Origin of the sequence: Goekera deserti, from assembly GCF_010685995.1 — a bacterium.
Taxonomy (GTDB): domain Bacteria; phylum Actinomycetota; class Actinomycetes; order Mycobacteriales; family Geodermatophilaceae; genus Goekera; species Goekera deserti.
In genome coordinates, this window is record NZ_JAAGWK010000025.1 from 104,292 (window position 1) to 127,598 (window position 23,307).

24 protein-coding genes are annotated in these 23,307 nt (G+C 74.6%); 16 read left to right on the forward strand and 8 right to left on the reverse strand.

Annotated features, from left to right (window positions below; translation table 11 throughout):
* Positions 1 to 16 precede the first annotated feature (16 nt).
* From G1H19_RS17485 to G1H19_RS17495, 3 genes are read right to left on the reverse strand one after another with little or no spacing between them, the layout of a single operon-like run.
* A complete protein-coding gene (locus G1H19_RS17485) occupies positions 17 to 808 on the reverse strand; it encodes a pentapeptide repeat-containing protein (protein WP_152728213.1) in 792 nt (263 codons plus the stop codon).
* A 1-nt stretch (position 809) separates the two neighbouring features.
* Positions 810 to 1,634 (reverse strand): endonuclease/exonuclease/phosphatase family protein, encoded by an 825-nt coding sequence (locus G1H19_RS17490; protein WP_162393520.1) that lies wholly within the window; start codon positions 1,632 to 1,634, stop codon positions 810 to 812.
* Positions 1,635 to 1,680: 46 nt separating this feature from the next.
* Positions 1,681 to 3,330: an alkaline phosphatase D family protein gene (locus G1H19_RS17495; RefSeq protein ID WP_152728211.1), complete on the reverse strand. Its 1,650-nt coding sequence runs from the start codon at positions 3,328 to 3,330 to the stop codon at positions 1,681 to 1,683.
* Positions 3,331 to 3,401: 71 nt separating this feature from the next.
* Between G1H19_RS17495 and ftsY the strand changes: the two genes are divergently transcribed.
* Positions 3,402 to 4,622 (forward strand): signal recognition particle-docking protein FtsY, encoded by a 1,221-nt coding sequence (gene ftsY / locus G1H19_RS17500; protein ID WP_152728209.1) that lies wholly within the window; start codon positions 3,402 to 3,404, stop codon positions 4,620 to 4,622.
* A gap of 50 nt (positions 4,623 to 4,672) precedes the next feature.
* Here the strand turns inward: ftsY and G1H19_RS17505 are convergent, their stop codons facing one another.
* From G1H19_RS17505 to G1H19_RS22710, 4 genes are read right to left on the reverse strand one after another with little or no spacing between them, the layout of a single operon-like run.
* Positions 4,673 to 5,413: an energy-coupling factor ABC transporter ATP-binding protein gene (locus G1H19_RS17505; protein WP_162393521.1), complete on the reverse strand. Its 741-nt coding sequence runs from the start codon at positions 5,411 to 5,413 to the stop codon at positions 4,673 to 4,675.
* On the reverse strand, positions 5,410 to 6,195 hold the full coding sequence (gene cbiQ / locus G1H19_RS17510) for a cobalt ECF transporter T component CbiQ (RefSeq protein ID WP_162393522.1): 786 nt from the start codon (positions 6,193 to 6,195) through the stop codon (positions 5,410 to 5,412). Before cbiQ ends, G1H19_RS17505 begins: the two co-directional genes overlap by 4 nt.
* Position 6,196: 1 nt before the next feature.
* On the reverse strand, positions 6,197 to 6,571 hold the full coding sequence (locus G1H19_RS22705; protein WP_202926013.1) for a PDGLE domain-containing protein: 375 nt from the start codon (positions 6,569 to 6,571) through the stop codon (positions 6,197 to 6,199).
* Positions 6,568 to 7,284 carry an energy-coupling factor ABC transporter permease gene (locus G1H19_RS22710; RefSeq protein WP_202926014.1) on the reverse strand — a complete coding sequence of 239 codons (717 nt, stop codon included), beginning with the start codon at positions 7,282 to 7,284 and terminating at the stop codon, positions 6,568 to 6,570. The genes G1H19_RS22705 and G1H19_RS22710 overlap by 4 nt, the downstream gene beginning before the upstream one ends.
* A 349-nt stretch (positions 7,285 to 7,633) precedes the next feature.
* Between G1H19_RS22710 and G1H19_RS17520 the strand changes: the two genes are divergently transcribed.
* From G1H19_RS17520 to G1H19_RS17550, 7 genes are all read left to right on the forward strand, one after another.
* Positions 7,634 to 9,019: an ammonium transporter gene (locus tag G1H19_RS17520; protein ID WP_162393523.1), complete on the forward strand. Its 1,386-nt coding sequence runs from the start codon at positions 7,634 to 7,636 to the stop codon at positions 9,017 to 9,019.
* Positions 9,016 to 9,354 carry a P-II family nitrogen regulator gene (locus tag G1H19_RS17525; RefSeq protein ID WP_152728207.1) on the forward strand — a complete coding sequence of 113 codons (339 nt, stop codon included), beginning with the start codon at positions 9,016 to 9,018 and terminating at the stop codon, positions 9,352 to 9,354. Before G1H19_RS17520 ends, G1H19_RS17525 begins: the two co-directional genes overlap by 4 nt.
* 227 nt (positions 9,355 to 9,581) lie before the next feature.
* A complete protein-coding gene (locus G1H19_RS17530; RefSeq protein WP_162393524.1) occupies positions 9,582 to 11,957 on the forward strand; it encodes a [protein-PII] uridylyltransferase in 2,376 nt (791 codons plus the stop codon).
* A 177-nt stretch (positions 11,958 to 12,134) separates the two neighbouring features.
* Entirely contained in the window at positions 12,135 to 13,733 is a 1,599-nt protein-coding gene (gene ffh, locus G1H19_RS17535) for a signal recognition particle protein (protein ID WP_162393525.1), read from the forward strand.
* Entirely contained in the window at positions 13,730 to 14,842 is a 1,113-nt protein-coding gene (locus tag G1H19_RS17540) for an amidohydrolase family protein (RefSeq protein ID WP_235928343.1), read from the forward strand. Before ffh ends, G1H19_RS17540 begins: the two co-directional genes overlap by 4 nt.
* Positions 14,843 to 14,935: 93 nt before the next feature.
* Positions 14,936 to 15,682, forward strand: coding sequence for an AIM24 family protein (locus G1H19_RS17545; protein ID WP_202926015.1), 747 nt, complete (start codon positions 14,936 to 14,938; stop codon positions 15,680 to 15,682).
* Between the two features lie 158 nt (positions 15,683 to 15,840).
* The gene (locus G1H19_RS17550) at positions 15,841 to 17,589 is read left to right on the forward strand and encodes a proline--tRNA ligase (protein ID WP_162393526.1); all 1,749 of its coding nucleotides are present in this window, start codon (positions 15,841 to 15,843) and stop codon (positions 17,587 to 17,589) included.
* A gap of 11 nt (positions 17,590 to 17,600) precedes the next feature.
* Here G1H19_RS17550 and G1H19_RS17555 read toward each other — a convergent pair whose 3' ends face one another.
* The gene (locus tag G1H19_RS17555; RefSeq protein WP_174278114.1) at positions 17,601 to 18,017 is read right to left on the reverse strand and encodes a VOC family protein; all 417 of its coding nucleotides are present in this window, start codon (positions 18,015 to 18,017) and stop codon (positions 17,601 to 17,603) included.
* Positions 18,018 to 18,150: 133 nt separating this feature from the next.
* Between G1H19_RS17555 and rpsP the strand changes: the two genes are divergently transcribed.
* The 8 genes from rpsP (at position 18,151) to G1H19_RS17595 (ending at position 23,301) form a co-directional block, all read left to right on the forward strand.
* The gene (rpsP, locus tag G1H19_RS17560; protein WP_162393527.1) at positions 18,151 to 18,621 is read left to right on the forward strand and encodes a 30S ribosomal protein S16; all 471 of its coding nucleotides are present in this window, start codon (positions 18,151 to 18,153) and stop codon (positions 18,619 to 18,621) included.
* 3 nt (positions 18,622 to 18,624) lie between these two features.
* Positions 18,625 to 18,861, forward strand: a complete 237-nt coding sequence (locus G1H19_RS17565; protein ID WP_162393528.1) for an RNA-binding protein — start codon at positions 18,625 to 18,627, stop codon at positions 18,859 to 18,861.
* Between the two features lie 38 nt (positions 18,862 to 18,899).
* Positions 18,900 to 19,397 carry a ribosome maturation factor RimM gene (gene rimM, locus G1H19_RS17570; protein WP_268896004.1) on the forward strand — a complete coding sequence of 166 codons (498 nt, stop codon included), beginning with the start codon at positions 18,900 to 18,902 and terminating at the stop codon, positions 19,395 to 19,397.
* A 4-nt stretch (positions 19,398 to 19,401) separates the two neighbouring features.
* Positions 19,402 to 20,205: a tRNA (guanosine(37)-N1)-methyltransferase TrmD gene (gene trmD / locus G1H19_RS17575; protein ID WP_162393529.1), complete on the forward strand. Its 804-nt coding sequence runs from the start codon at positions 19,402 to 19,404 to the stop codon at positions 20,203 to 20,205.
* Positions 20,202 to 20,699 (forward strand): NUDIX hydrolase, encoded by a 498-nt coding sequence (locus tag G1H19_RS17580; protein ID WP_162393530.1) that lies wholly within the window; start codon positions 20,202 to 20,204, stop codon positions 20,697 to 20,699. The genes trmD and G1H19_RS17580 overlap by 4 nt, the downstream gene beginning before the upstream one ends.
* Positions 20,700 to 20,886: 187 nt before the next feature.
* Positions 20,887 to 21,243 carry a 50S ribosomal protein L19 gene (gene rplS, locus G1H19_RS17585; protein ID WP_152728203.1) on the forward strand — a complete coding sequence of 119 codons (357 nt, stop codon included), beginning with the start codon at positions 20,887 to 20,889 and terminating at the stop codon, positions 21,241 to 21,243.
* A 90-nt stretch (positions 21,244 to 21,333) separates the two neighbouring features.
* Positions 21,334 to 22,428 (forward strand): signal peptidase I, encoded by a 1,095-nt coding sequence (gene lepB / locus G1H19_RS17590; RefSeq protein ID WP_152728201.1) that lies wholly within the window; start codon positions 21,334 to 21,336, stop codon positions 22,426 to 22,428.
* 210 nt (positions 22,429 to 22,638) lie between these two features.
* Positions 22,639 to 23,301 (forward strand): response regulator transcription factor, encoded by a 663-nt coding sequence (locus G1H19_RS17595; RefSeq protein WP_235928347.1) that lies wholly within the window; start codon positions 22,639 to 22,641, stop codon positions 23,299 to 23,301.
* Positions 23,302 to 23,307: the final 6 nt, after the last annotated feature.

Sequence of the window (23,307 nt, forward strand, 5' to 3'; positions counted from 1 at the left end):
GACGGCGGAACGCCGATCAGGACCAGTGGGTCGGTCGGGTGAGGCGGGCGGGCAGCCGGGTGGCGGCGTCGCCGCGGGCGGCGTCGGCCTGGGGCTGGGTGAGGAACAGTGCCGTGGAGAGCTCGGCACCGCGCAGGTCGGCGGCCCGCAGGTCGGCGCCGAGCAGGTCGGTGGCGGTCAGGTCGGCACCGCGCAGGTCCGCGCCCAGCAGGTGGGCGCCGCGCAGGCTCGCCCCGCGCAGCGTCGTCCGGCGCAGGTCGCGGCCGATCAGGTCGGCCCCTCGGCGGTCCCGGCCGCGGCCCGGCACGCCCACCCGCACCTGCTCGCTCACCTCGCCCAGCAGCCCGCCGACCTCGCCGCGCAGGAGCGGCACGTCGACGGCGGCGAGGGTCGCGGCGTCCCCGGTGACCTGCGCCGTCACCTCGTCCAGGGCTGCCTGCGTCCGGGGGTGCAGCGCGGCGACCGCCGGGTACGCCAGCGCCTCGGTGAGGTACCAGCGCAGCTCCTGCAGCTGGCGCACCACCGGGAACAGCGAGAACTGCTCCGGCGCCTCCTGCCAGGTGCGGCCGGCGAACGTGTGCTGGGTGAGCAGCTGGCCGGCACCGAAGCAGTCGAACACGGTGCACCCGGCGAAGCCCCGCTCGCGCAGCACCGGGTGGATGCCGCAGCGCGCGTCGCCGGCCAGGTTCGGGCAGGGGACGCCGGCCGGCTTGTCGATCGCGAAGTCCGCGGACGCGGCGAAGGCCGGGGCCACGCAGCACAGCCCGGCGCAGCGGCTGCAGTCGGCGCGCAGCTCGGTCGGCGACATCTCAGACACCCGAGCGGACGGCGAGCTCGACGAGCAGCGGGTGGTGGTCGGAGCTGCCGCGGGCGTCCAGCACCTCGGCGCTGGTCACCGTCACCCCGGCGGAGACCCACACCTGGTCGATCCGCTCCCGGGGGTGCCGGGCGGAGAACGTCCGGCCGGCCTCCCGCCGCAGGAAGCTGCGCCCGGCGTCCCGCGGGTGGTCGGCACGCGCCTGGGCCAGGTGCCAGGCGTCGGTGAACCGCTCGCGCAGCGGACCCAGCTCGGGGGCGTCCGGCCCGGCGTTCAGGTCGCCGACCACCACGCCGGTCTCCATCGGCTCGGTGTGCAGGGCGGCGAGCGCCCGTGCCTGGGCGGCGCGCTCGTCGGCGCCCTGGTTGGTCAGGTGGGTGGTGGTGACCCAGAGCGCCCCGCCGTCCAGCTCGATCATGGTGCGCAGCGCGCTGCGCGGCTCGCCGGTGCCGGGCAGCGGGTGCACGTCGCTGATCAGCAGCGGCAACCGGGAGAGCAGGGCGTTGCCGTACTCGCGCCGTTCCCGGCTGCCGGGTCGCGGCGGCTGGTCGATCGAGGCGCCGAAGGCCAGCTGCAGGTCCAGCGCCCGGGACAGCAGCAGTGCCTGGTCCACGCCCTCGCTGCGCGGGCCGTAGTGCCGGTCGACCTCCTGCAGACAGATCACGTCGGCGTCGGCCTCGGCCAGCACGCGGGCCGTCCGGGCCAGGTCGTGCACGCCGTCCTCACCCACGCCGTGGTGGATGTTGAACGTCACCAGCCGCACCGGGATCGGCGGCTGGTCCGGACCCGGGGCGGGCTTCGGCGTCAGGTCGGTCACGGGCTCCACCTTCCCTGACGGCGCCGCGCCCACCCGGGCCGGGGCCTCAGGACAGCGGCATGTCCAGCACCTTCCGCAGGTGGCCGCCGTCGTCCTCGGCACGGGCGCCGGCGAACAGCAGGAACCGGGCGTCGCGCCCCTGGAGCACGAGCTCGCCGATCTCGTTGCCGAAGAACGGACCGGCCTGCTTCTCCCAGGCCAGCTCGGTGCCCGGTACCCGGGCGAGCCGGCCGATGCCCCGGGTGATCGCGCGCGCCCACCGGCTCCAGCCGATCCGGAAGCCGATCTCGATCGCGTGCGGGGCCTGGTTGTGCAGCGGCGAGACCGTCAGCTGGTGCACCCGCGTGCTCAGCCCACCGGGGCGGACCAGCTCCGCGGCGTAGGCGTGGTGCACGTCGCCGGACAGCAGCAGCGCGGTCGCCGGGGCGCGGCCCCGCTCCCCGCGGGCCAGCGACACCAGGGCCGCACCCATCCGCTCGAAGGAGTGGCCGAACGCGGCCCAGTGCTCGAGGTCGGCGGCCTGCCGCAGCTTCTCGGCCAGCCTGCCCAGCGGGCGCCCGTGGTGCCGCTTGTTGAGCGTCTCGTTCCAGCGCTCGATGTCGTGCACGGCGTGCGGCAGCAGCCAGGGCAGCGACGTCCCGATCAGGAGGTGCTCGACCCCGTCCCGGACGGCGCCGGACAGCTCGGACTCCACCCAGTCGAACTCCCGGTCGTCGAGGATCTGCCGCCGCTGCTCGTCGAGCACCCGTCCCGCGCGGCTGTCGACCATCACCAGCCGGGCCGGGCCCCAGTGCCGCACGTAGCTCCAGCGGATCGCCTCCGGGTCGCCGTCGGCGCTGATCGCCATCTCGCGCAGCATCGGCTCGGCGTCGGCCTGGCCCTGCATCTTCTGCCAGACCGGGCTGTCGGCCAGTTCTGCCGGCGAGAGGTTGCCCAGGTGCTGGTAGACCCAGTAGCTGACCAGCCCGCCGCTGATCCGCTCGTCCCACCACGTCTCCGGCGTCACCTGGGCGCGCCAGGCGGCGGAGGTGTTCCAGTCGTCGATCATCTCGTGGTCGTCGAAGATCATCGAGGACGGCAGGGTGGACAGCAGCCAGCGCACCTCCGGGTCGCCCCAGCTCTCGGCGTAGAGCCGGCTGTACTCCTCGAAGTCGGCGGCCTGCTCGCCGGGCGGCTGGGACAGGTCGCGCCGGGTGGCCATCCAGCTGCGCGTGGCCGGGGTGATCTCGTCGGCGTAGACCTGGTCGCCGAGCAGGACCAGCGCGTCGGGCCAGGTGTCCTCGGGCGTCTCGGCCATCTGGCGGGCGTAGGCGTTGAGCGCGTCCGGCGGGATGCCGTCGCGGATGTCAGCCGAGCTGGGGGTGGCGTAGCGGCAGGAGCCGAACGCCAACCGGAAGGCCCCCTCGCGCCCGGTGGTGCGGATCCGGCTGGGCGGGAACGCCGAGTGACGCTGGGGCCACACCACGTCGCCGTCCAGCAGGACCTCGTACGGGGTGCTCGTGCCCGGCTCCAGGTCCTCGATCACGACCAGGGCGTAGTGGTGGCCGGCGACGCCGAAGCTGCGTACCCGGCGGCCGAGGACCTCGACCTCGCAGGGTCGGTCCACCTCCACCCAGATGGTGGCCGACACGGGGTCGACGTGCCGCAGGAGGGGACCGAGCAGGAGCAGCGGGCGGATGCCGGCGGACTGGGGCATGGGGCACAGCCTGCCCCTCGCCGCCTGCCTGCGCCCAGTGCGGGCCAGGACCGAGCTGGGAGACTCCTCCCATGGAGTTCGTGCTGATCGCGATCGCGATCCTCGTCCTGGCGCTGCTGGTGGGCATCGGCCTGCTCGTCGGCGCCGGACGCAAGACCACCCGACTGGACGACGACGCCGCCGCCGGCACCACGCTCACCCGGCCGCGCCCGCCCCAGCCGCCCGCGACCGGCACCGACGAGCCGGCAGCCGGCGCGGGCACCGCCCTGCTGCCGCCGCCGAGCCAGGGCGCCACCCGGGTGCCCGCGCCCCCGGTCGACCTGCCGCCCGCGGTGGCCGACCCGGAGGTGCTGTTCGAGACCCCGCCGCCCTCGGCCGGGCGGCTGGTGCGGATGCGCTCCCGGCTGGCGCGCTCCCAGTCCTCGCTGGGCCGCGGCCTGCTGACCGTGCTGGCCCGCGAGCGGCTGACCGAGGACGACTGGGAGGAGGTCGAGGAGACCCTGCTGGCCGCCGACGTCGGCATCGCGGCGACCACGCAGATCGTCGACCGGCTGCGCACCCAGACGATGGTGCTGGCGACCGCCTCCGGGGACGACCTGCGGGCGCTGCTCGTGCGCGAGCTGGCCGCCGTGCTCGGCCCGGACCTGGACCGCACGCTGGCCACCGACCGCGAGCTGGGCCGCCCCGCCGTGGTGCTCGTGGTCGGGGTCAACGGCGCCGGGAAGACGACCACCGTGGGCAAGATCGCCCGCTCGCTCGTGGGTGACGGCAAGAGCGTCCTGCTCGGTGCCGCCGACACCTTCCGGGCCGCGGCCGCCGACCAGCTGGAGACCTGGGGCGAGCGGGTGGGCGTGGCCACCGTGCGCGGCCGGGAGGGCGGGGACCCGGCGTCGGTGGCGTTCGAGGCCGTGCGGACCGGCCGGGAGGCCGACGTGGACGCGGTGCTCGTCGACACCGCCGGCCGGCTGCACACCAAGAGCGGCCTGATGGACGAGCTGGGCAAGGTCAAGCGGGTGGTGGAGAAGCAGTCCCCGGTCGACGAGGTGCTGCTGGTGCTGGACGCCACCACGGGTCAGAACGGCGTCGTGCAGGCCCGGGTGTTCACCGAGGCGGTGACCGTCACCGGGATCGTGCTGACCAAGCTCGACGGCACCGCCAAGGGCGGCATCGTGGTGTCCGTGCAGCGCGAGCTCGGCATCCCGGTGAAGCTCATCGGGCTGGGTGAGGGCCCCGACGACCTGGCCCCCTTCGAGCCCGTCGCCTTCGCCGAGGCGCTCGTCGGCCAGGGCTGAGGTGGCCGGGGACGGCTGCTGGCCGCGGTGCGATCCGGAGGACCGCGATGTCACCGCACCGAGAAGCCGAAGGGGAGCTCCAGGCGGTGCGCGGCCAGCCGGTCGGCGTCGGCCAACAGCTCCCGGGTGGGGGCGTCGGCGACGATGACCCCGCGGTCCAGCACCACCGACCGTGGGCAGAGCTGCAGGGCGTAGGGCAGGTCGTGGGTGACCATCAGCAGGGTCACCGGCAGTGCCTGCAGCACCTCCGCGAGCTCCCGCCGTCCGGCCGGGTCGAGGTTGGACGACGGCTCGTCCAGCACCAGGATCTCCGGCTGCATCGACAGCACGGTGGCCACGGCCACCCGGCGGCGCTGGCCGAAGGACAGGTGGTGCGGGGGCCGGTCGGCGGCGTCGGCCATGCCGACCTGCTCCAGTGCCTGCGTCACCCGCCGGGTGACGGTGGCCTCGTCCAGGCCCATGTTGCGTGGGCCGAAGGCGACGTCCTCACCGACGGTGGGCATGAACAGCTGGTCGTCGGGGTCCTGGAAGACGATGCCGACCCGCCGCCGGATCTCCTGCAGGTTCGCCTCGGCCACCGGCAGCCCGGCCACGGCCACCCGGCCCCGGCCGCCGCGCAGGATCCCGTTGAGGTGCAGCACCAGGGTGGTCTTCCCGGCGCCGTTGGGGCCCAGCAGCGCCACCCGCTCGCCGGGGGCGATCCGCAGGTCGACGCCGAAGAGGGCCTGGTGGCCGTCGGGGTAGGCGAAGGCCAGGTCGTCGACGAGCAGGGAGGGGGCGGCGGTGGTCACAGGAGCAGTGAACTCGTCCCGAGGACGACGGCGGCGGCGAGGGGCAGCGTGAGCGCCGTCGCCCACGAGCGGGCGCCCACCACGGGGGGCGGGCCGGTGGGCAACCGCCCGGTGAACCCGCGCGACAGCATGGCCAGGTGCACGCGCTCACCGCGCTCGTAGGAGCGGATGAACAGCGAGCCCGCGGCCGGGCCGAGCACCCGCAGCGCCCCCACGTGCCGCGGCCGGAAGCCGCGGGACTCCCGGGCCACCCGCATCCGCCGCAGCTCGCCGAGCACGACGTCGGCGTAGCGCACCATGAACATCAGGATCTGCACCAGCACCTGCGGCAGGTGCAGCCGCTGCAGCCCGCGCAGCAGCGCGCGTGGCTCGGTGGTGGCGGCCAGCACCGTGGCGGCCAGCACCGACAGCGTCGCCTTCGCCAGCAGCCCGCCGCCGGTCCACAGCCCGTGCTCGGACAGCGACAGGCCCAGCACCTGCACCCGGGGGCCGCCGGAGACCACCGGCAGCAGGAGGGCGAAGAACACGAACGGCAGCTCGACGAGCAGGGAGCGGGCCAGCCGCGCGGCCCGCACACCGGCGACCGCGGCGACGCCGAGCACCAGCGCGAGGAAGCCCGCGTAGGCGACCGGTGCGCTGGCGGCCTGCACCGGCGTGGTCACCACCACCAGCGCGAAGGCGACGACGGCGACCAGCTTGGTGTGTGGTTCCAGCCGGTGCACGGGGGAGTCCCCGGCCACGTAGGCCGCGGAGATCCCGCCCGCGGAGTGTCCTGCGCCCACCTCAGCCGTGCTCGCGGGCGGTCGCCGGCGGGGTGCCGGCGGTGTCCGCGCCGCTGCCCGCGGGCCGACGCCGGACCAGCAGCGTCAGGCCCCCGGCGAGCACGAGGGTGACCACGACGCCGATCACGCCGGCCAGCCCGCCGGAGAGCCGGCCGTCGTCCACGCCCTCGACGGCGTAGTCGGCCAGCGGTGAGTCGGCGGCCACGCTGTCCTGCGCGGAGTCGCCGAAGCCGCTCTGCTCGGCCGACCACTCCAGCCCGTCGGGGTGGGCGCTGGCGTACCAGCTCCCCACCCCGGCGATGAGCAGGGCCAGCACGATGCCGGTGACCCACAGGCCACGGGTGCTGGGGTTGCGCACGCGGGTCAGGGTGCTCACCGGGCGTCCGACCCGGTCGGCACGGCCGGTGCCGGGTGCGCCCGCGGGGCCAGCGCCACGGCGGCCTGCAGGTGCCGGGCGCCGCGCACCAGGTCGGGGCGCACGGCGAGCACGGCACCGAGCACGGCCACCGTGATCGCGGCCTCGCCCAGTCCGATCAGCAGGTGCACCCCGCCCATGTAGGTGGCCACGGTGCCCAGTGGCACGTCGGCGACGGCGCCGAGGGAGAACAGGCCGACGAAGACCATCGCCGCCGTGGGGACCGACAGGAAGGCGCCCACGCCCGCCGACGCCAGCAGCCCGGCGCGGGTGCGGGGCAGCACCGCGACCAGGGCCCGGAAGACCCCGTAGCCGACGGCCACCGCCACCAGGCCCATGAGCGTCACGTTGGTGCCCAGCGCGGTCAGCCCGCCGTCGGCGAACAGCAGTCCCTGGACCATCAGCACCACGGTCATGCACAGCACCGCCGTCCACGGCCCCACCAGGACGGCGGTCAGCGCGCCGCCGATCAGGTGGCCGCTGGTGCCGTAGAGCACCGGGAAGTTCATCATCTGCACCGCGAACACGAAGGCCGCCGTCAGCCCGGCCAGGGGCGCGGTGCGCTCGTCCAGCTCGTGCCGCGCGCCGCGCAGGGCGGCGGCCACCCCGACGGCGGCCACCGCGGCGGTGCTGAGCGACGTCGTGGTGTCGAGGAACCCGTCGGGGACGTGCACGTTGCCTCCAGGCGCTGGCGGGGTGCCGGGCGACGCCAGGCGGGCCCGAGCTTATTGCACCTCGGTCGCAACTGGGCAACTGTCGTCCGGGTCGCACGGGTTCGGGGTGGCCCGCGGCACACCCGGGGCCGGGCGCAACACGGCCGGAACACAGCCGCCCGACACGCAGGGACGTGTTCACCGCGGGGAAACACGACCAGGACCGACGCCGAAACACAGCCCCGTCACCGTGTTCACACACCGCCCGGTCGATCCGGCGCGGTGACCGCCCTCCCCGGAGGTGCGTGCGGGGCCCGTCCGGGCCCGTATCCACGTGGCGATCGGCCACACGACACGTCAGGAGGTTGCCGTGGACACCGGCGACACCGCGTGGGTTCTCGTCAGCGCCGCCCTGGTGCTGCTGATGACTCCGGGCTTGGCCCTCTTCTACGGCGGCATGGTCCGCGCGAAGAGCGTGCTCAACATGATGATGATGAGCTTCGGCGCGATGGCGCTGATCAGCGTGCTGTGGGTGCTGTACGGCTACTCGATGGCCTTCGGCAACGACATCGCCGGCGGCTGGTTCGCCAGCCCGTTCGAGTTCTTCGGCCTGGACGGCCTGATCGGCGCCGGCACCTTCGACGGTGCGTTCGCCGACACCACCTCGTCGGTGTTCACCATCCCGGCGCTGGCCTTCGTGTCCTTCCAGGCCGTGTTCGCCATCATCACCGTGGCGCTGATCTCCGGCGCCATCGCCGACCGCGCCCGCTTCGGCCCGTGGATGCTGTTCTCCGGCATCTGGGCCACGGTCGTCTACTTCCCGGTGGCGCACTGGGTCTTCGCCTTCGACGGCGCCCAGTCCGAGACCGGCGGTTGGATCGCCAACGGCATCGACGCCATCGACTTCGCCGGTGGTACCGCGGTGCACATCAACGCCGGTGCTGCGGGCCTGGCGCTGGCCCTGGTGCTCGGCAAGCGGCGCGGCTTCGGCCGCGACCCGATGCGCCCGCACAACCTCCCGCTGGTCATGATCGGTGCCGGGCTGCTGTGGTTCGGCTGGTTCGGCTTCAACGCCGGCTCCGCGCTGTCGGCCAACGGCCAGGCCGCCGAGGTCTGGGTCAACACGATGGTGGCCACGGGTGCGGCGATGCTCGGCTGGCTGCTGCTGGAGAAGCTCCGGGACGGCCACGCCACCTCCCTCGGCGGCGCGTCCGGCGTGGTCGCCGGCCTGGTCGCGATCACCCCGGCCTGCTCCGCCGTCACCCCGGTCGGCGCCATCCTGGTCGGCTTCATCGCCGGCGTCCTCTGCGCGCTGGCCGTGGGCCTGAAGTTCCGGTTCGGCTTCGACGACTCCCTGGACGTCGTGGGCGTGCACCTGGTCGGTGGCCTGTGGGGCACCCTGGCGGTCGGGCTGTTCCTGTCCTCCGCGTCGTCGGCCGGTGGGGTGTACGGCACCGAGGGCCTGTTCTACGGCGGCGGTGTCGACCAGCTGTGGCGCCAGGCCGTGGGCGCCGGCGCGGTGCTGGTGTACTCCTTCGTGCTGACGTTCGTCATCGGCACGGTCATCCAGAAGACCGTGGGCTTCCGTCTCTCCGAGGAGGACGAGGTCACCGGCATCGACACCATCGAGCACGCCGAGTCCGCCTACGACTTCGCCTCGCTGGGTGCGAGCAGTGGTCCGGCCGCGGCCAGCGGCTCCTCGCTGGCCGGCCAGGCCCGCGCCGAGGCACGTAACACGGAAGGATCCCGGGCATGAAGCTCGTCACCGCCATCGTCAAGCCGTTCAAGCTGGACGACGTCAAGAACGCCCTGGAGCTCATCGGGGTCGCCGGTCTCACCGTGAGCGAGGTGCAGGGCTTCGGCCGGCAGCGCGGTCACACCGAGGTGTACCGCGGCGCGGAGTACCAGGTCGACTTCGTGCCCAAGGTGCGCATCGAGGTGGTCGTCAGCGAGCTGGACGCCGCCCGCGTGGTCGACGCCGTCGTCGAGTCGGCGTCCACCGGCCAGATCGGCGACGGCAAGGTGTGGGTCACCACGATCGACGAGATCGTCCGCGTCCGCACCGGTGAGCGCGGGGCCGACGCACTCTGAGCCACCGCACCGTGCACGACCCCCGGCGCAGCGGCCGGTCCCCGGGTCACCACGACCCGGGGACCGGCCGGGCCCGGGGCACGCAGGCAGTCTGAGCACGATCGTCCGTGCCGGCCGGGGCGGTGGGTCCACCCGCTGCCCCGGCCGGTGCCGTCTGGGCCGGCTCCGCGCCGGCCGGCTCCCCGCGCACCGTCGCCGGGGCGGGGGCACCGACCGGAGGGAGTCCCGTGCTCGACCTCGCTGCGCTCCCCGCGCTGCCCCGCACCGAGCGGGTGCAGGCGATCGACGGCTGGCTCGCCGGCCTGCTGGCCGACGCCCTGGCCGGCACGCCCCGGCCGCAGGGCCGCCGCGGGACGGTGGCCGCCGACGAGGGCACCGGCATCGCCCTGGTCGCCGTCGGCAGCCTGGGTCGCCGGGAACCCGCCCCGCTGGGCGACCTGGACCTGGTGCTGGTGCACGACGGCCGGCCGGAGATCGCCGCCCTGGCCGACGCGCTCTGGTACCCGATCTGGGACGCCGGGGTGCGGCTGGACCACTCGGTGCGGCAGGTGTCCGAGGCCGTCGCCGTCGCCGGGTCAGACGTGAAGGCCGGGCTGGGGCTGCTCGACGCCCGGCACGTGGCCGGGGACCCGGTGCTCGCCGCGACCCTGCGCTCGGCGGCGCTGGCCAGCTGGCGCCAGTCGGCGTCCCGGCTGCTGCCGGAGCTGCGCGACATCCGCCGGGAGCGGGCCCGGCAGGTGGGCGAGCTGGGCTTCCTGCTGGAGCCCGACCTCAAGGAGGCCTACGGCGGGCTGCGCGAGGGCCAGGTGCTGCGGGCGCTGTCCGCCGCGCAGGTCGCCGACGAGCCCGCGGCGGACGCCGGTGAGGCCTACGCCTTCCTGCTCGACGTGCGCGACCAGCTGCGCCGGCTGTCCGGGCGCCCCTCGGACGTGCTCGTCCGCCAGGAGCAGGCCCGGGTCGCCGACGCCCTCGGCCTGCCCGACGACGACGCGCTGATCCGGCAGGTGAGCCTGGCCGGACGCCGGCTCGCCTTCGTCGCCGACGAGACGTGGCGGCGGGCGGAGTCGGCCATCGTGCGCCGGCCGCGGGCCCGCTACCGGCGGGTGCGGCGCGAACCGCTCGCCGAGGGCGTGGTGCGCCAGGGCGACGAGGTCGTGCTCGCCCGGGACGCCCGCCCGGCGGTCGACCCGGGGCTGGTGCTGCGCGGTGCGGCGGCCGCCGCCCGGGCGGACCTGCTGCTGTCGCCCTACACGCTCAAGGTGCTCGCCGCGCACGCCCCGCAGCTGCCCGAGCCGTGGCCGCCGGAGGTGCGCTGGTCGCTGCTGCGGCTGCTGGCCAGCGGCCGGTCCGCGGTCGCGGTGATCGAGCAGCTGGACCAGGAGGGGCTGCTGTCCCGCATGCTCCCGGAGTGGGACCGGGTGCGGTCGCTGCCGCAGCGGCACCCGTGGCACCGGTTCACCGTCGACCGGCACCTGGTGGAGGCCGCGGCCGCCGCGGCCGAGCTCACCCGGGACGTCGACCGGCCCGACCTGCTGCTGGTCGGCGCGCTGCTGCACGACATCGGCAAGGGCTGGCCGGGCGACCACACCGACGTCGGTGTGGTGGTGATCGAGGAGATGGCCGTCCGGATGGGCTTCGCGCCACCGGACGTCGCCACGCTGGTGGCGATGGTGCGGCACCACCTGCTGCTGCCCGACATCGCCACCCACCGGGACCTGGACGACCCGGCGACGATCGAGGGCGTGGTCTCGGCGATCGGGGCCGACCCCGCCCTGCTGCAGCTGCTGCACGCCCTGGCCCAGGCCGACGGCGCCGCCACCAGCTCCTCGGCCTGGTCGCCGTGGAAGGCGCACCTGGTCGCCGCGCTGGTCGGCCGGGTGCAGGCCCGCCTGGGTGCCGCCGCGGCACCGGACCCCGTGCTGGAGCCGACCACGCCCCAGGTCACCGCCCGCGCCCCGGGCTCCGACGGCACCGCGGTCCAGCTGACCGTCGGTGTCGAGGACGTCGCCGACGGCCAGCAGGTCAGCATCGGCGCACCGGACCGGCCCGGGCTGCTCAGCATCTGCGCCGGGGTCCTGGCGCTCAACCAGCTGGACGTGCGCGCGGCCAAGGTCACCGTGGACGGCGGCGGCGCGGTGCTGGTCTTCGCCGTCCGGCCACGGTTCGGCCGGGCGCCGGTGCCGGAGATCCTGGCCGACGGCCTGCGGGCCGCGCTGGAGGGCACGCTGCCGCTGGCCGAGCGGCTGCGCCAGCGCGAGGCCGACTACCGGCAGGACGCTGTCCGGTCCGCGCCGCCCCGGATCTCCTGGCACGACACCGAGGCCACCGGCGTGGCCGCCAGCCGGGTGGAACTGCGCGCCGGGGACCGGGCGGGGCTGCTGTACCGGCTCACCGCCGCCCTGGCCGACACCGGGCTGGACGTCGTCTCGGCGCACGTGGAGACCCTGGGTGCCGACGCGGTCGACTCCTTCTACGTCGCCGACCCCACCGGCACGCCGATCGACGCCGGGCAGCGCGCCCGGGCCGAGGCCGTGCTGGTGGCCGCCGCCCGGGGCGAGGCACCCGACCCCACCGACCTCGGCGCGGCGCACGCCCGGCGCTGACCACCCGCGCTCCGCCGGTGGGAGCCCGCGCGGCCCCGCGCCACTGGGAGCCGAGCGGTCGTCCTCGTTACCCTGGGGCGAGGTGGCGCGAGAGCCCTGGTGCGCCGGGGCCGCCTGAGCCGAGCAGCTGGTCCCGACGACCAGCGGGCGAGCGCCCGACAGCCCAGAGGACGTGTTGTGTTCGAGACCCTCTCCGACCGGTTGGACAAGGTCTTCACCGGCCTGCGCGGCAAGGGCCGGCTGTCGGCGGCCGACGTCGACGCGACCGCACGCGAGATCCGGATCGCCCTGCTCGAGGCGGACGTGGCCCTGCCCGTGGTCCGCTCGTTCATCGCCTCGGTCAAGGAGCGCGCGCAGGGCGCCGAGGTCTCGCAGGCGCTGAACCCCGCGCAGCAGATGATCAAGATCGTCAACGACGAGCTGGTCGACATCCTGGGCGGGGAGACCCGGCGCATCCGCTTCGCCAAGCAGTCGCCGACGGTGATCATGCTCGCCGGTCTGCAGGGCGCCGGGAAGACGACGCTGGCCGGCAAGCTGGGCCGCTGGCTCAAGGCCCAGGGGCACACGCCGCTGCTGGTCGCATGTGACCTCCAGCGGCCGAACGCCGTCAACCAGCTGGCGATCGTGGCCGGCCAGGCCGGCGTCGACGTCTACGCGCCCCAGCCCGGCAACGGCGTCGGCGACCCGATCCAGGTGGCCGCCGACTCGATCGAGCACGCCCGCCGCACCATGCACGACGTCGTGGTCGTCGACACCGCCGGCCGGCTGGGCATCGACGCCGAGCTGATGGCCCAGGCCGCCGGCATCCGGGACGCCGTCCGGCCCGACGAGACGCTGTTCGTGGTCGACGCGATGATCGGCCAGGACGCCGTCACCACGGCCAACGCCTTCGCCGAGGGCGTCGGCTTCACCGGCGTCGTGCTGACCAAGCTGGACGGCGACGCCCGCGGTGGCGCCGCGCTGTCGGTGCGCTACGTGACCGGCCAGCCGATCATGTTCGCCTCGACCGGTGAGAAGCTCGTCGACTTCGACGTCTTCCACCCCGAGCGGATGGCCTCGCGCATCCTCGGCATGGGCGACGTCCTCACGCTCATCGAGCAGGCCGAGCAGGCGTTCGACGCCGACCAGGCCGAGGCGATGGCCGGCAAGCTCGCCTCCCGGGAGGGCTTCACGCTCGAGGACTTCCTCGAGCAGATGATGGCGATCCGCAAGATGGGCCCGCTGGCCAACCTGCTCGGCATGCTGCCCGGCGCCGGGCAGATGAAGGAGCAGCTCAAGCAGGTCGACGAGCGCGACCTGGACCGCACCGCGGCCATCATCCGGTCGATGACGCCGGCCGAGCGGATCACGCCGAAGATCATCAACGCCTCGCGCAAGGTCCGCATCGCCAACGGCTGCGGCATGAGCGTCACCGACGTCAACCAGCTGCTGGAGCGCTTCGCCCAGGCCCAGAAGATGATGGGCCAGATGGCCGGCAGCATGGGCATGCCCGGCATGGGGCCGATGTCGAAGAAGCAGCGTGGCCGGCAGAACCAGGTGCCGGCGCGCAAGAAGGGCAAGAAGGGCAAGCCGGTGCGCCGCACCATCGGCGCCGGGGGCGGCCCGGGTGCCGCCGGGGCGCTGCCCGCCGGCCGTCCCGGTGGCATGCCGTCGCTGCCGCCGGGTGCCCTGCCGCCGGGTGCCATGCCCAGCCTGCCGCCGGGGCAGCAGCTGCCCGACCTGACCAAGCTGCGCTTCGACGCACCCGACAGCGGGCCCGAGCGTCGCGGCCGGTGACCACCTCCCCGGCGCGGGCCGGCCGGCAGCTGCCCGACCTGCACCTGAGCGGGGTGCTGCTGCCCGCCGGTGAGCACCGGGACGTCTGGGTGCGGCACGGGCGGATCACCTTCGAGCCGGTGCCCGGCGCCGAGACGGTGAGCCGCGGCGGCTGGCTGCTGCCCGGGCTGGTCGACGCGCACTGCCACGTGGGCATCGCCCGGGGCGGCGGCCCGGCCGAGGGGCTGGCGCAGCTGCGCGAGCAGGCACTGGCCGAGCGGGCCGCCGGCGTGCTGGCCCTGCGCGACTGCGGGTCCCCGGTGGACACCCGCGAGCTCGACGAGCACCCCGACCTGCCCCGCATCGTCCGGGCCGGCCGGCACATCGCCCGGCACCGCCGCTACCTGCCCGGCCTGGCCGTGGAGGTCGAGCCGGACGAGCTGGTCGCCGGGGTGCGCGCCCAGGCCCGCGCCGGTGACGGCTGGGTGAAGCTGGTGGGGGACTGGATCGACCGGGAGGCCGGTGACCTGGGGCCGCTCTGGACCCGCGAGGTGCTCACCGACGCCGTCGCCGCGGCCCACGCCGAGGGTGCCCGGGTCACCGCGCACACCTTCGGCACCGACGCGCTGCCCGATCTCATCGACGCCGGCATCGACTGCATCGAGCACGGCACCGGCCTGACCGAGGACCTGGTGGCCCGGATGGCGGCCCGGGGCACCGCCGTCGTGCCGACGCTGGTCAACGTGGAGAACTTCCCCGGCTTCGCCTCCGCCGGGGAGAAGAGGTTCCCGGCGTACGCCTCCACGATGCGGCGGCTGTACGCCGGCTCCGGGGCGGTGGTGCGGGCGGCCTTCGAGGCCGGGGTCCCGGTGTTCGCCGGCACCGACGCCGGCGGCGGCATCGACCACGGGGTCGTGGCCGACGAGGTCCGGGCGCTGCACGCGGCCGGCCTGCCGGCGGAGGCCGCCGTCGCGGCGGCGTCCTGGGCGGCGCGCACCTGGCTGGGGCTGTCGGTGATCGAGGAGGGCGCACCGGCCGACCTGGTCGTCTACGCCGCCGACCCGCGCGCCGACCTGGACACCCTGCGGCGCCCGCAGCGCACCGTGCTCCGCGGCGCCGTCGTCGGCTGAGCGGTGCGTGCCGCGGACCGGTGACGCGGCGGCCCGGACCCGGCAGGATGACCGTCGCCACCGGCCCCACCCCTGACGACAGGAGACACCGACGTGCACAGCGAGCTCTTCGCCCCCGCGTTCGCCGAGAACCCGCAGCCCGGCATCCAGAAGCAGGGCGGGAAGATGGTCCGGGTCGGCCTGGCCGGCGAGGTCATGGCGCGGGCGGGCTCCATGGTCGCCTACCAGGGGCAGCTCGAGTTCGAGGCGCTCGGCTCCGGCGGGATCGGCCGCTTCCTCAAGCAGGCGCTGACCGGGGAGGGCGTGCCGCTGATGAAGGTCCGCGGCCACGGCGACCTGTTCCTGGCCGACGCCGCCCAGGACGTGCACCTGGTCGACCTCGACGGCAGCGACGGCCTGACCATCAACGGCGCCAACGTGCTCGCCTTCGAGCCCACCCTGTCCTACGACATCCGCCGCGTGCAGGGCGCCGGTGGGGCCGGGAACGCCGGGCTGTTCAACTGCGTCTTCACCGGCCGGGGCCGGATCGCGATCACCACCAAGGGCCAGCCGGTGGTGCTGAACGTCGACCAGCCCACCTACGCCGACCCGCAGGCCGCCGTCGCCTGGTCCAGCAGCCTGCAGACCGGCCTGCAGTCCAACGACTCCTTCGGCCTGGGCACGCTGCTCGGCCGCAGCACCGGCGAGCGGTTCACGCTCTCCTTCCACGGCCGGGGCTTCGTCGTCGTCCAGGCGTCGGAGGAGCCGCCGGTCAGTGCCGTGGGCGGCAGCGGGTCCGGTGAGCAGTCGGGTCAGAGCGGCCTCGGCGGGGCCCTGGGCAACCTCCTCGGCGGCCGCTGACCCGCGCGGCCAGCGGTGATCAGCTCAGCTGATCACCGTCCCGCCGGGCTCACCAGCGTTGACGAGCCCGGCCGGACGGTGCTGAGCTCGGACGTCCGTCGACGTCGGCCGGGAAACCCGCTGGCCCGCACGCGCACCGGTGGGTCGACAATGACCCCGTGCTGTTGCGGATGTCGACCCTGTTCCTGCGGACCCTGCGCGACGACCCGGCCGACGCCGAGGTCCCGAGCCACCGCCTGCTCGCCCGCGGTGGCTACATCCGCCGCGCCGCCCCCGGCGGGTTCACCTGGCTGCCGCTGGGCTGGCGGGTGTTCCGAAACGTGGAGCGCGTCGTCCGCGAGGAGATGGACGCGATGGGCGCGCAGGAGGTGCACTTCCCGGCGCTGCTGCCGCGGGAGCCCTACGAGGCGACCGGCCGCTGGACCGAGTACGGGCCGAACATCTTCCGGCTGCAGGACAGGCGCGGCAACGACTTCCTCCTCGCGCCCACGCACGAGGAGATGTTCACCCTGCTGGTCAAGGACCTGTACGGCTCCTACAAGGACCTGCCGCTGTCGATCTACCAGATCCAGACCAAGTACCGGGACGAGGCACGGCCCCGGGCGGGGCTGTTCCGCGGCCGTGAGTTCACCATGAAGGACAGCTACTCCTTCGACGTCGACGACGCCGGGCAGGAGCGCTCCTACCAGGCGCACCGGGACGCCTACGAGCGGATCTTCGCCCGCCTCGGGCTGGAGTACGTGATCGTGGCGGCCACGTCCGGGGCGATGGGCGGGTCGCGCAGCGAGGAGTTCCTCACCCCGCTGGCGATCGGGGAGGACACCTTCGTCCGCTCACCCGGCGGGTACGCCGCCAACGTGGAGGCCGTGACCACCGTCGTGCCCGAGTCGATCCCGTTCGAGGGGCTGGCCGAGGCACACGTCGAGGACACCCCCGACACCCCGACCATCGACACCCTGGTCACCGTGGCGAACGAGCGCTTCCCGGACGCCGGGTACACCGCCGCCTCGACCCTGAAGAACGTCGTGGTCACCTTGGTCCACCCCGACGGACGGCGCGAGCCCCTGGTGATCGGGCTGCCCGGCGACCGCGAGGTGGACGCCAAGCGGCTGGAGGCGCAGGTGTCCCCGGCCGAGATCGAGCCCTTCACCGACTTCGCCGCCCACCCCGACCTGGTCAAGGGCTACATCGGCCCGCAGGTGCTCGGCACCCAGGGCAAGGCAGGCATCCGCTACCTGGTCGACCCCCGCGTCGTGCCCGGCTCGCGGTGGATCACCGGCGCGAACGAGCCCGGCCGGCACGTCTTCGACCTCGTCGCCGGCCGTGACTTCACCTGGGACGGCGTCGTCGAGGCCGCCGAGGTGCGCGCCGGTGACCCCGCGCCCGACGGCTCCGGCCCGCTGGAGCTCGCCCGCGGCGTCGAGATGGCGCACGTGTTCGCCCTGGGGCGGAAGTACGCCGAGGCACTGGACCTCAAGGTGCTCGACGAGAACGGCAAGCTCGTCACCGTCACCATGGGCTCCTACGGTGTCGGCGTCTCCCGGGCGGTCGCCGCGATCGCCGAGTCCCACCACGACGAGCTGGGCCTGGTCTGGCCGCGGGAGATCGCGCCCGCCGACGTGCACGTCGTGGCCACCGGCAAGGACGCCGCGGTGTTCGAGGCGGCACGGTCACTGGCCGACGAGCTGGTCGCGGCCGGGCTCACGGTGCTCTACGACGACCGGCCGAAGGTGTCCCCGGGCGTGAAGTTCAAGGACGCCGAACTGCTCGGCATGCCGACGATCGTGACGGTCGGCCGCGGGCTGGCCGAGGGCACCATCGAGCTGCGCGACCGGGCGACCGGCGAGCGCGAGGAGGTCCCGGTCGCCGACGGTGCCGCCCGCGTGCTGGCCGCCGTCCGCGGCTGACCCGTCGCCGGTCAGCCGGCGACGAGCTCGACCTCGAAGCCGTCGGCGTCCTCCAGGTAGGCGGCCCGGTGCCCGGGTCCGCCGGCCCAGGGGTGCTGGTCGGGGTACAGCAGTCGCCATCCGTGGGACGGCGCCTCGGCCACCAGGCCGTCGAGCCGGCCGGCCGGCACGTGGAAGGCCACGTGGTTCAGTCCGGGCGTCCGCCGCTCGTGCCGGTCGCCGGCCAGGGCGGGGGACTGCTCCACCACCACGTACACCCCGCCCAGCCGCCACGAACGCCCGTGCTCCCATGACTGGTGGAGGCTGCAGCCCAGCGCCGTCAGCAGCCAGCCCCAGGACCGGGTCGCTCGGCCGAGGTCCGGCACCCACAGCTCCAGATGGTGCAGCAGTCCCGCGCTGGCGGTGAGCGGTCCGTCGTCGTCTGGCATGATGGTCAGTCGAACACGTCCGCGGGCGGCCCTCTCACCACCCCCGGCTCGTGTCCATCGCACCGCCCCGGCGTACCCCCACGCGTCCGTCCGGCGGGCACCCACACGTATCTCGAAAGGCACACCACACACCGTGGCCACCAAGATCAAGCTCATGCGCCTGGGCAAGATGCGCGCGCCGTACTACCGCATCGTCGTCGCCGACGCGCGCACCAAGCGCGACGGCCGGTCGATCGAGACCATCGGCAAGTACCACCCCAAGGAGGACCCCTCCTTCATCGAGGTCGACACCGAGCGCGCCCAGTACTGGCTCGGCGTCGGCGCCCAGCCCACCGAGGCAGTCGCCGCCATCTTCCGGGTGACCGGTGACTGGCAGAAGTTCAAGGGCGAGGCCGCGCCGCCGCCCATGCGGGTCGCCGCGCCCAAGGCCGACAAGAAGGCCATCTACGAGGAGGCCGCCCGCGCCGCCATGGGCGAGCCGGCCGCCGACGCGACCACCCCGAAGAAGAAGGCGGCCCCCAAGGCCGATGCGCCGGCCGAGGCGCCCGCCGCCGCCGAGGCACCGGCTGCCGAGGCGCCCGCCGCCGCGACGCCCGCCGAGTAAGACGTGCTCGAAGAAGCGCTCGAGCACCTGGTCAAGGGCATCGTCGACAACCCCGACGACGTGACCGTGGACCTGGTCACCGGTCGCCGCGGCAAGACGCTCGAGGTCCGGGTCCACCCCGACGACCTCGGCAAGGTGATCGGCCGCAGCGGCCGCACCGCCAAGGCGCTGCGCCAGGTCATGACCGGTGTCGGTGGACGCGGCCTGCGGGTCGACGTCGTCGACACCGACGGGCGCTGAGCACCGGCCCGTCCGGCACCGCTCCCCCGGACACCGTGGTGGTCGGCCGTATCGGCCGACCCCACGGGGTCCGCGGTCTGGTGACCGTCGACGTCCGCACCGACGACCCCGACCTCCGGTTCGCCCCGGGCTCGGTCCTGCTCACCGACCCGCCGCAGCGCGGGCCGCTGACCGTCACCGACAAGCGCTGGCACAGCGGCACGCTGCTGCTGGGCATCGAGGGCGTGCACGACCGGGAGACCGCCGAGGCCGTGCGCAACACCCAGCTGCTGGTCGAGGTCGCCGACCTCCCGCCGCTGGAGGACCCCGACGTCTTCTACGACCACCAGCTGGTCGGCCTGTCCGCCCGGCTCACCGACGGGACACCGGTCGGGGTGGTCACCGCCGTCCGGCACGACGCCAACGAGCTGCTCGTGGTCGCCCGCGAGGAGGGCGGCGAGCTGCTGGTGCCCTTCGTGTCTGCGATCGTGCCCACGGTCGACCTGGCCGGCGGGTTCGTGGTCCTCGACCCGCCCGAGGGCCTGCTGGAGCTGTGAGCTCGTGCGCATCGACGTCCTGACGATCTTCCCCGAGTACCTGGCCCCGCTGTCCCAGTCGCTGCTCGGCAAGGCGACCGCCCGGGGGCTGGTCAGCATCGGGGTGCACGACCTGCGGCAGTGGACCGACGACGTGCACCGCACCGTCGACGACTCCCCGTACGGCGGTGGCCCGGGCATGGTCATGCGGGCCGAGCCGTGGGGGCGTGCGCTGGAGTCGGTCCGCCTGCCCGGCGCCCGGCTCGTCGTCCCCACGCCGGCTGGGCGGCCGTTCACCCAGCAGGTCGCGGCCCGCTGGGCCACCGAGCCCGCCCTGGTGTTCGCGTGCGGCCGCTACGAGGGCATCGACCAGCGGGTCGCCGACTGGGCCGCCGAAGCCGGACCGGTCGAGGAGGTGTCCATCGGTGACTACGTGCTCGCCGGTGGCGAGTCCGCCGTCCTGGTCATGGTGGAGGCGGTGACCCGGCTGCTGCCCGGGGTGGTGGGCAACGCCGAGTCGGTCGAGTTCGACTCGCACGCCGACGGCCTGCTGGAGGGGCCGTCCTACACCCGTCCGGCTTCCTGGCGCGGGCACGACGTCCCCCCGGTCCTCCTCTCCGGGGACCACGCCGGCATCGCCCGGTGGCGGCGTGAGCAGTCGCTGCGCCGGACGGCGCAGCGGCGTCCGGACCTGGTGGCGCAGCTGGACTCCGCGAGCCTGACCGCGGCCGAGCAGCTGGTGCTCGACCGGTTCCTCGCCGACGACGACGCCGCCGACGCAGGGTCGCCCGGGTCGCCTGCCGGTCGGGAGCCGGGCGGCTCCCGGTGAGCAGCTGGGTCCGCCCGACCAGCCGGGTGGTGGTGCTCGACCCGGACGGCCGGGTGCTGCTGCTCGGCTCCCGCTACGACGACGCCGGTCACCTCGACGCCGAGGTGCAGCGCTGGTACACCCCGGGCGGGGGCGTCGAGGACGGTGAGACCCTGCGTGCCGCCGCCGCCCGCGAGCTCGCCGAGGAGGTGGGGCTGGCCGTGGACCCCGCTGCGCTGGAGGGGCCGGTCTGGCTGCGCCGGCACGTCGGTGAGCTCCTCGGCGTGACGATCGACTCCCGGGAGACCTACTTCGTCGCCCGGGACGTCGTGCACGAGGTGGACGTCGCCGGCCGCACCGCCGACGAGGCGGCGGCCGACGAGCCGCACCGGTGGTGGACGCCGGCCGAGATCGCCCGGGACGACGCCCGGTTCGTGCCCGCCGGGCTGGCCGAGCTGCTGCCCCGGGTGATCGCCGGGCCGTGGGCCGGGCCGCCGCAGGTCGTCGACTGCTGAGAGCCGGTGTGGTGGGTCCCGCATTCGGCAGGACGACGGTGGTGTGGCACAGTAGAGAGCTGCTGCAGGCCGTCGGCGCACGTCGACGGTGGCTCCCCACCCGGAGCGCAGCCCCCGGTACGGATCCACCCGGCCACCGCCTGCCCGTACCGCCCACGAGCCACTGCTAGGACTGAGGACTGCTGCGATGAACACCCTGGACGCCCTCGACGCCGAGTCGCTGCGCGACGACATCCCCGACTTCCGCCCCGGTGACACCGTCAAGGTGCACGTGCGCGTGATCGAGGGCAACCGCTCCCGCATCCAGGTCTTCCAGGGTGCCGTCATCCGGCGTCAGGGCGGCGGGATCCGCGAGACGTTCACCGTCCGCAAGGTCAGCTTCGGCGTCGGTGTGGAGCGCACCTTCCCGGTGCACACCCCGGTCGTGGAGAAGATCGAGATCGTGACCCGCGGTGACGTCCGCCGGGCGAAGCTGTACTACCTCCGCGACCTGCGCGGCAAGGCCGCCAAGATCAAGGAGAAGCGCGAGCCCGTCTCGCGCTGACACGACGGATCGGACGGGCCGGCTGCGACGCGCAGCCGGCCCGTCCGCGTCTCCGGGTCCTGACCCGGCCGGGCCGTACGCTGGGCGCCGATGAGCTCTGACCGGTCTGCCCGCCCCGGCGACCCGACCCCGGCTGCCGACGACCGCACACCCGACGCCTCCGGCGGCGGGCCCGAGCCCGAGGCGCAGTCCCCGGCCGACGCCGCGGGCGACGTGGCCGGCGAGCCGGACCGGGCGGTGGACGAGCCGCAGGCGTCCGCCCGCTCCCGCCGCCGCCGGCGCGCCGCGGCGGGGAACAGGTCCCTGCTCCGCGAGCTGCCCGTGCTGCTGGTGGTCGCCTTCGTCCTGGCGCTGCTGGTGAAGACCTTCCTGGTGCAGGCGTTCTTCATCCCGTCCGGCTCGATGGAGCGCACGCTGCACGGCTGCCCGGGCTGCACCGGTGACCGCGTGCTGGTGAACAAGGTGCCGTACTGGTTCGGCGAGCCGCAGCCCGGCGACATCGTCGTGTTCCGCGGCCCGGACACCTGGAGCCCGGAGATCTCCGTGGCCGCCCCGGACAACTGGCTGTCCTCCGCCCTGCTCACCGTCGGCCGCACGATCGGGGTGGCCCCGCCGAGCGAGGACGACTACGTGAAGCGCGTCATCGCCACCGGCGGTCAGACCGTCCAGTGCTGCAACAGCGAGGGCCGGGTGACCGTCGACGGGGAGCCGCTCGACGAGCCGTACATCTTCGAGCCCAAGCCGCTGGCGAGCCGCTCGTTCGGCCCGGTCACCGTGCCCGAGGGGCGGCTGTGGGTGATGGGTGACCACCGGTCGGCGTCCGCGGACTCCACCGCACACGTCACCGACCGCTACGCGGGCACGATCGCGGTGGACGACGTGATCGGCAAGGCGGCGCTCATCGTCTGGCCGCTCGACCGTTTCGGCGTCCTGGACTCCCCGGACATCCAGGGCGTGGAACAGGCGGCCGCCGCCGGGGCCGGGATGGCCACGGTGGCGCCCCACGCGCTGGGGCTGGCGGTGGCCGTGCCGGTGACCCGGTGGCGGCGCCGGGCTGGTGGTCGGCGTGCCAGGACCGGCCGGGGGCTGCGGCTGAGCGGGCCGTCCCGGCGGCCGCCGGGCACCGGGTGGCGGCGCAGCCGCCCGGCGCCGCGCACGCGACCGGGCCGCGAGACGCCCGGCTGACCGCCCACCGCCCCCCCTCGTCGGGGTGCGCCGGGAACGGTGACACCCGCGAGAGCCATTGACGGAATGGTCGCGGAAAAGTATTCGCGTTCATTCGTTCAAGTACTCTGTTCACCCGGTCGATGGAGTTGTTGAGAGTCAACAAGGCCGCGAACGGAGAAACGAACTGTGTCCGAAACAATGGCGAGTGCACCCCGCGGGGTCACCCGCGTGCTCCTGCTCGCTGACGCCCCGGTCCTTCGTCGTGGCTTGATCAGCATGATCAACGAGACCGCGGGCATGCAGTCGGTCGGCACCCCCGGCGAGCTGCGCCGGGCGCTGACTCTGGTCGAGTCGGCCCGCCCCGACGCCGTCGTCGTCGAGCTCGGCTCCGGCCGCCCCGCGACGCTGAACGCCTGCCGCGACATCCGCCGCCGCTTCCCCCGCGTGGCCATCATCGCCCTGGCCACCTCCGAGGACCCGGCCGTGGTCAACGAGGCGCTCGCCGCCGGTGTGAAGAGCTACCTGATGATCAACGCCTCCGCCACCCTGCTGGGCTGGGCCGTGCTGGCCGCCCGCGCCGGCCGCACCGTCGTCGACCCGCAGATCCGCCGCGTGGAGCCCTCCGCCGCTCCGGCGGTCAAGGAGCTCACCCCGGAGATCCCGCTGACCCGCCGCGAGTCCGACGTCCTGGACGAGCTGCTGCAGGGCCAGTCGAACCGGCAGATCGGCACCAACCTGTTCATCAGCGAGGACACCGTCAAGTCCCACGTCAAGGCCATCCTGCGCAAGCTGGGTGCCCGCGACCGGGCGCACGCCGTCTCGCTGGTGCTCTCGGCCCGCAACCCGGTCTGCACCTGCGGTCGGCAGAGCCTGACCCCCGCCGCCCTCTGACCCCCG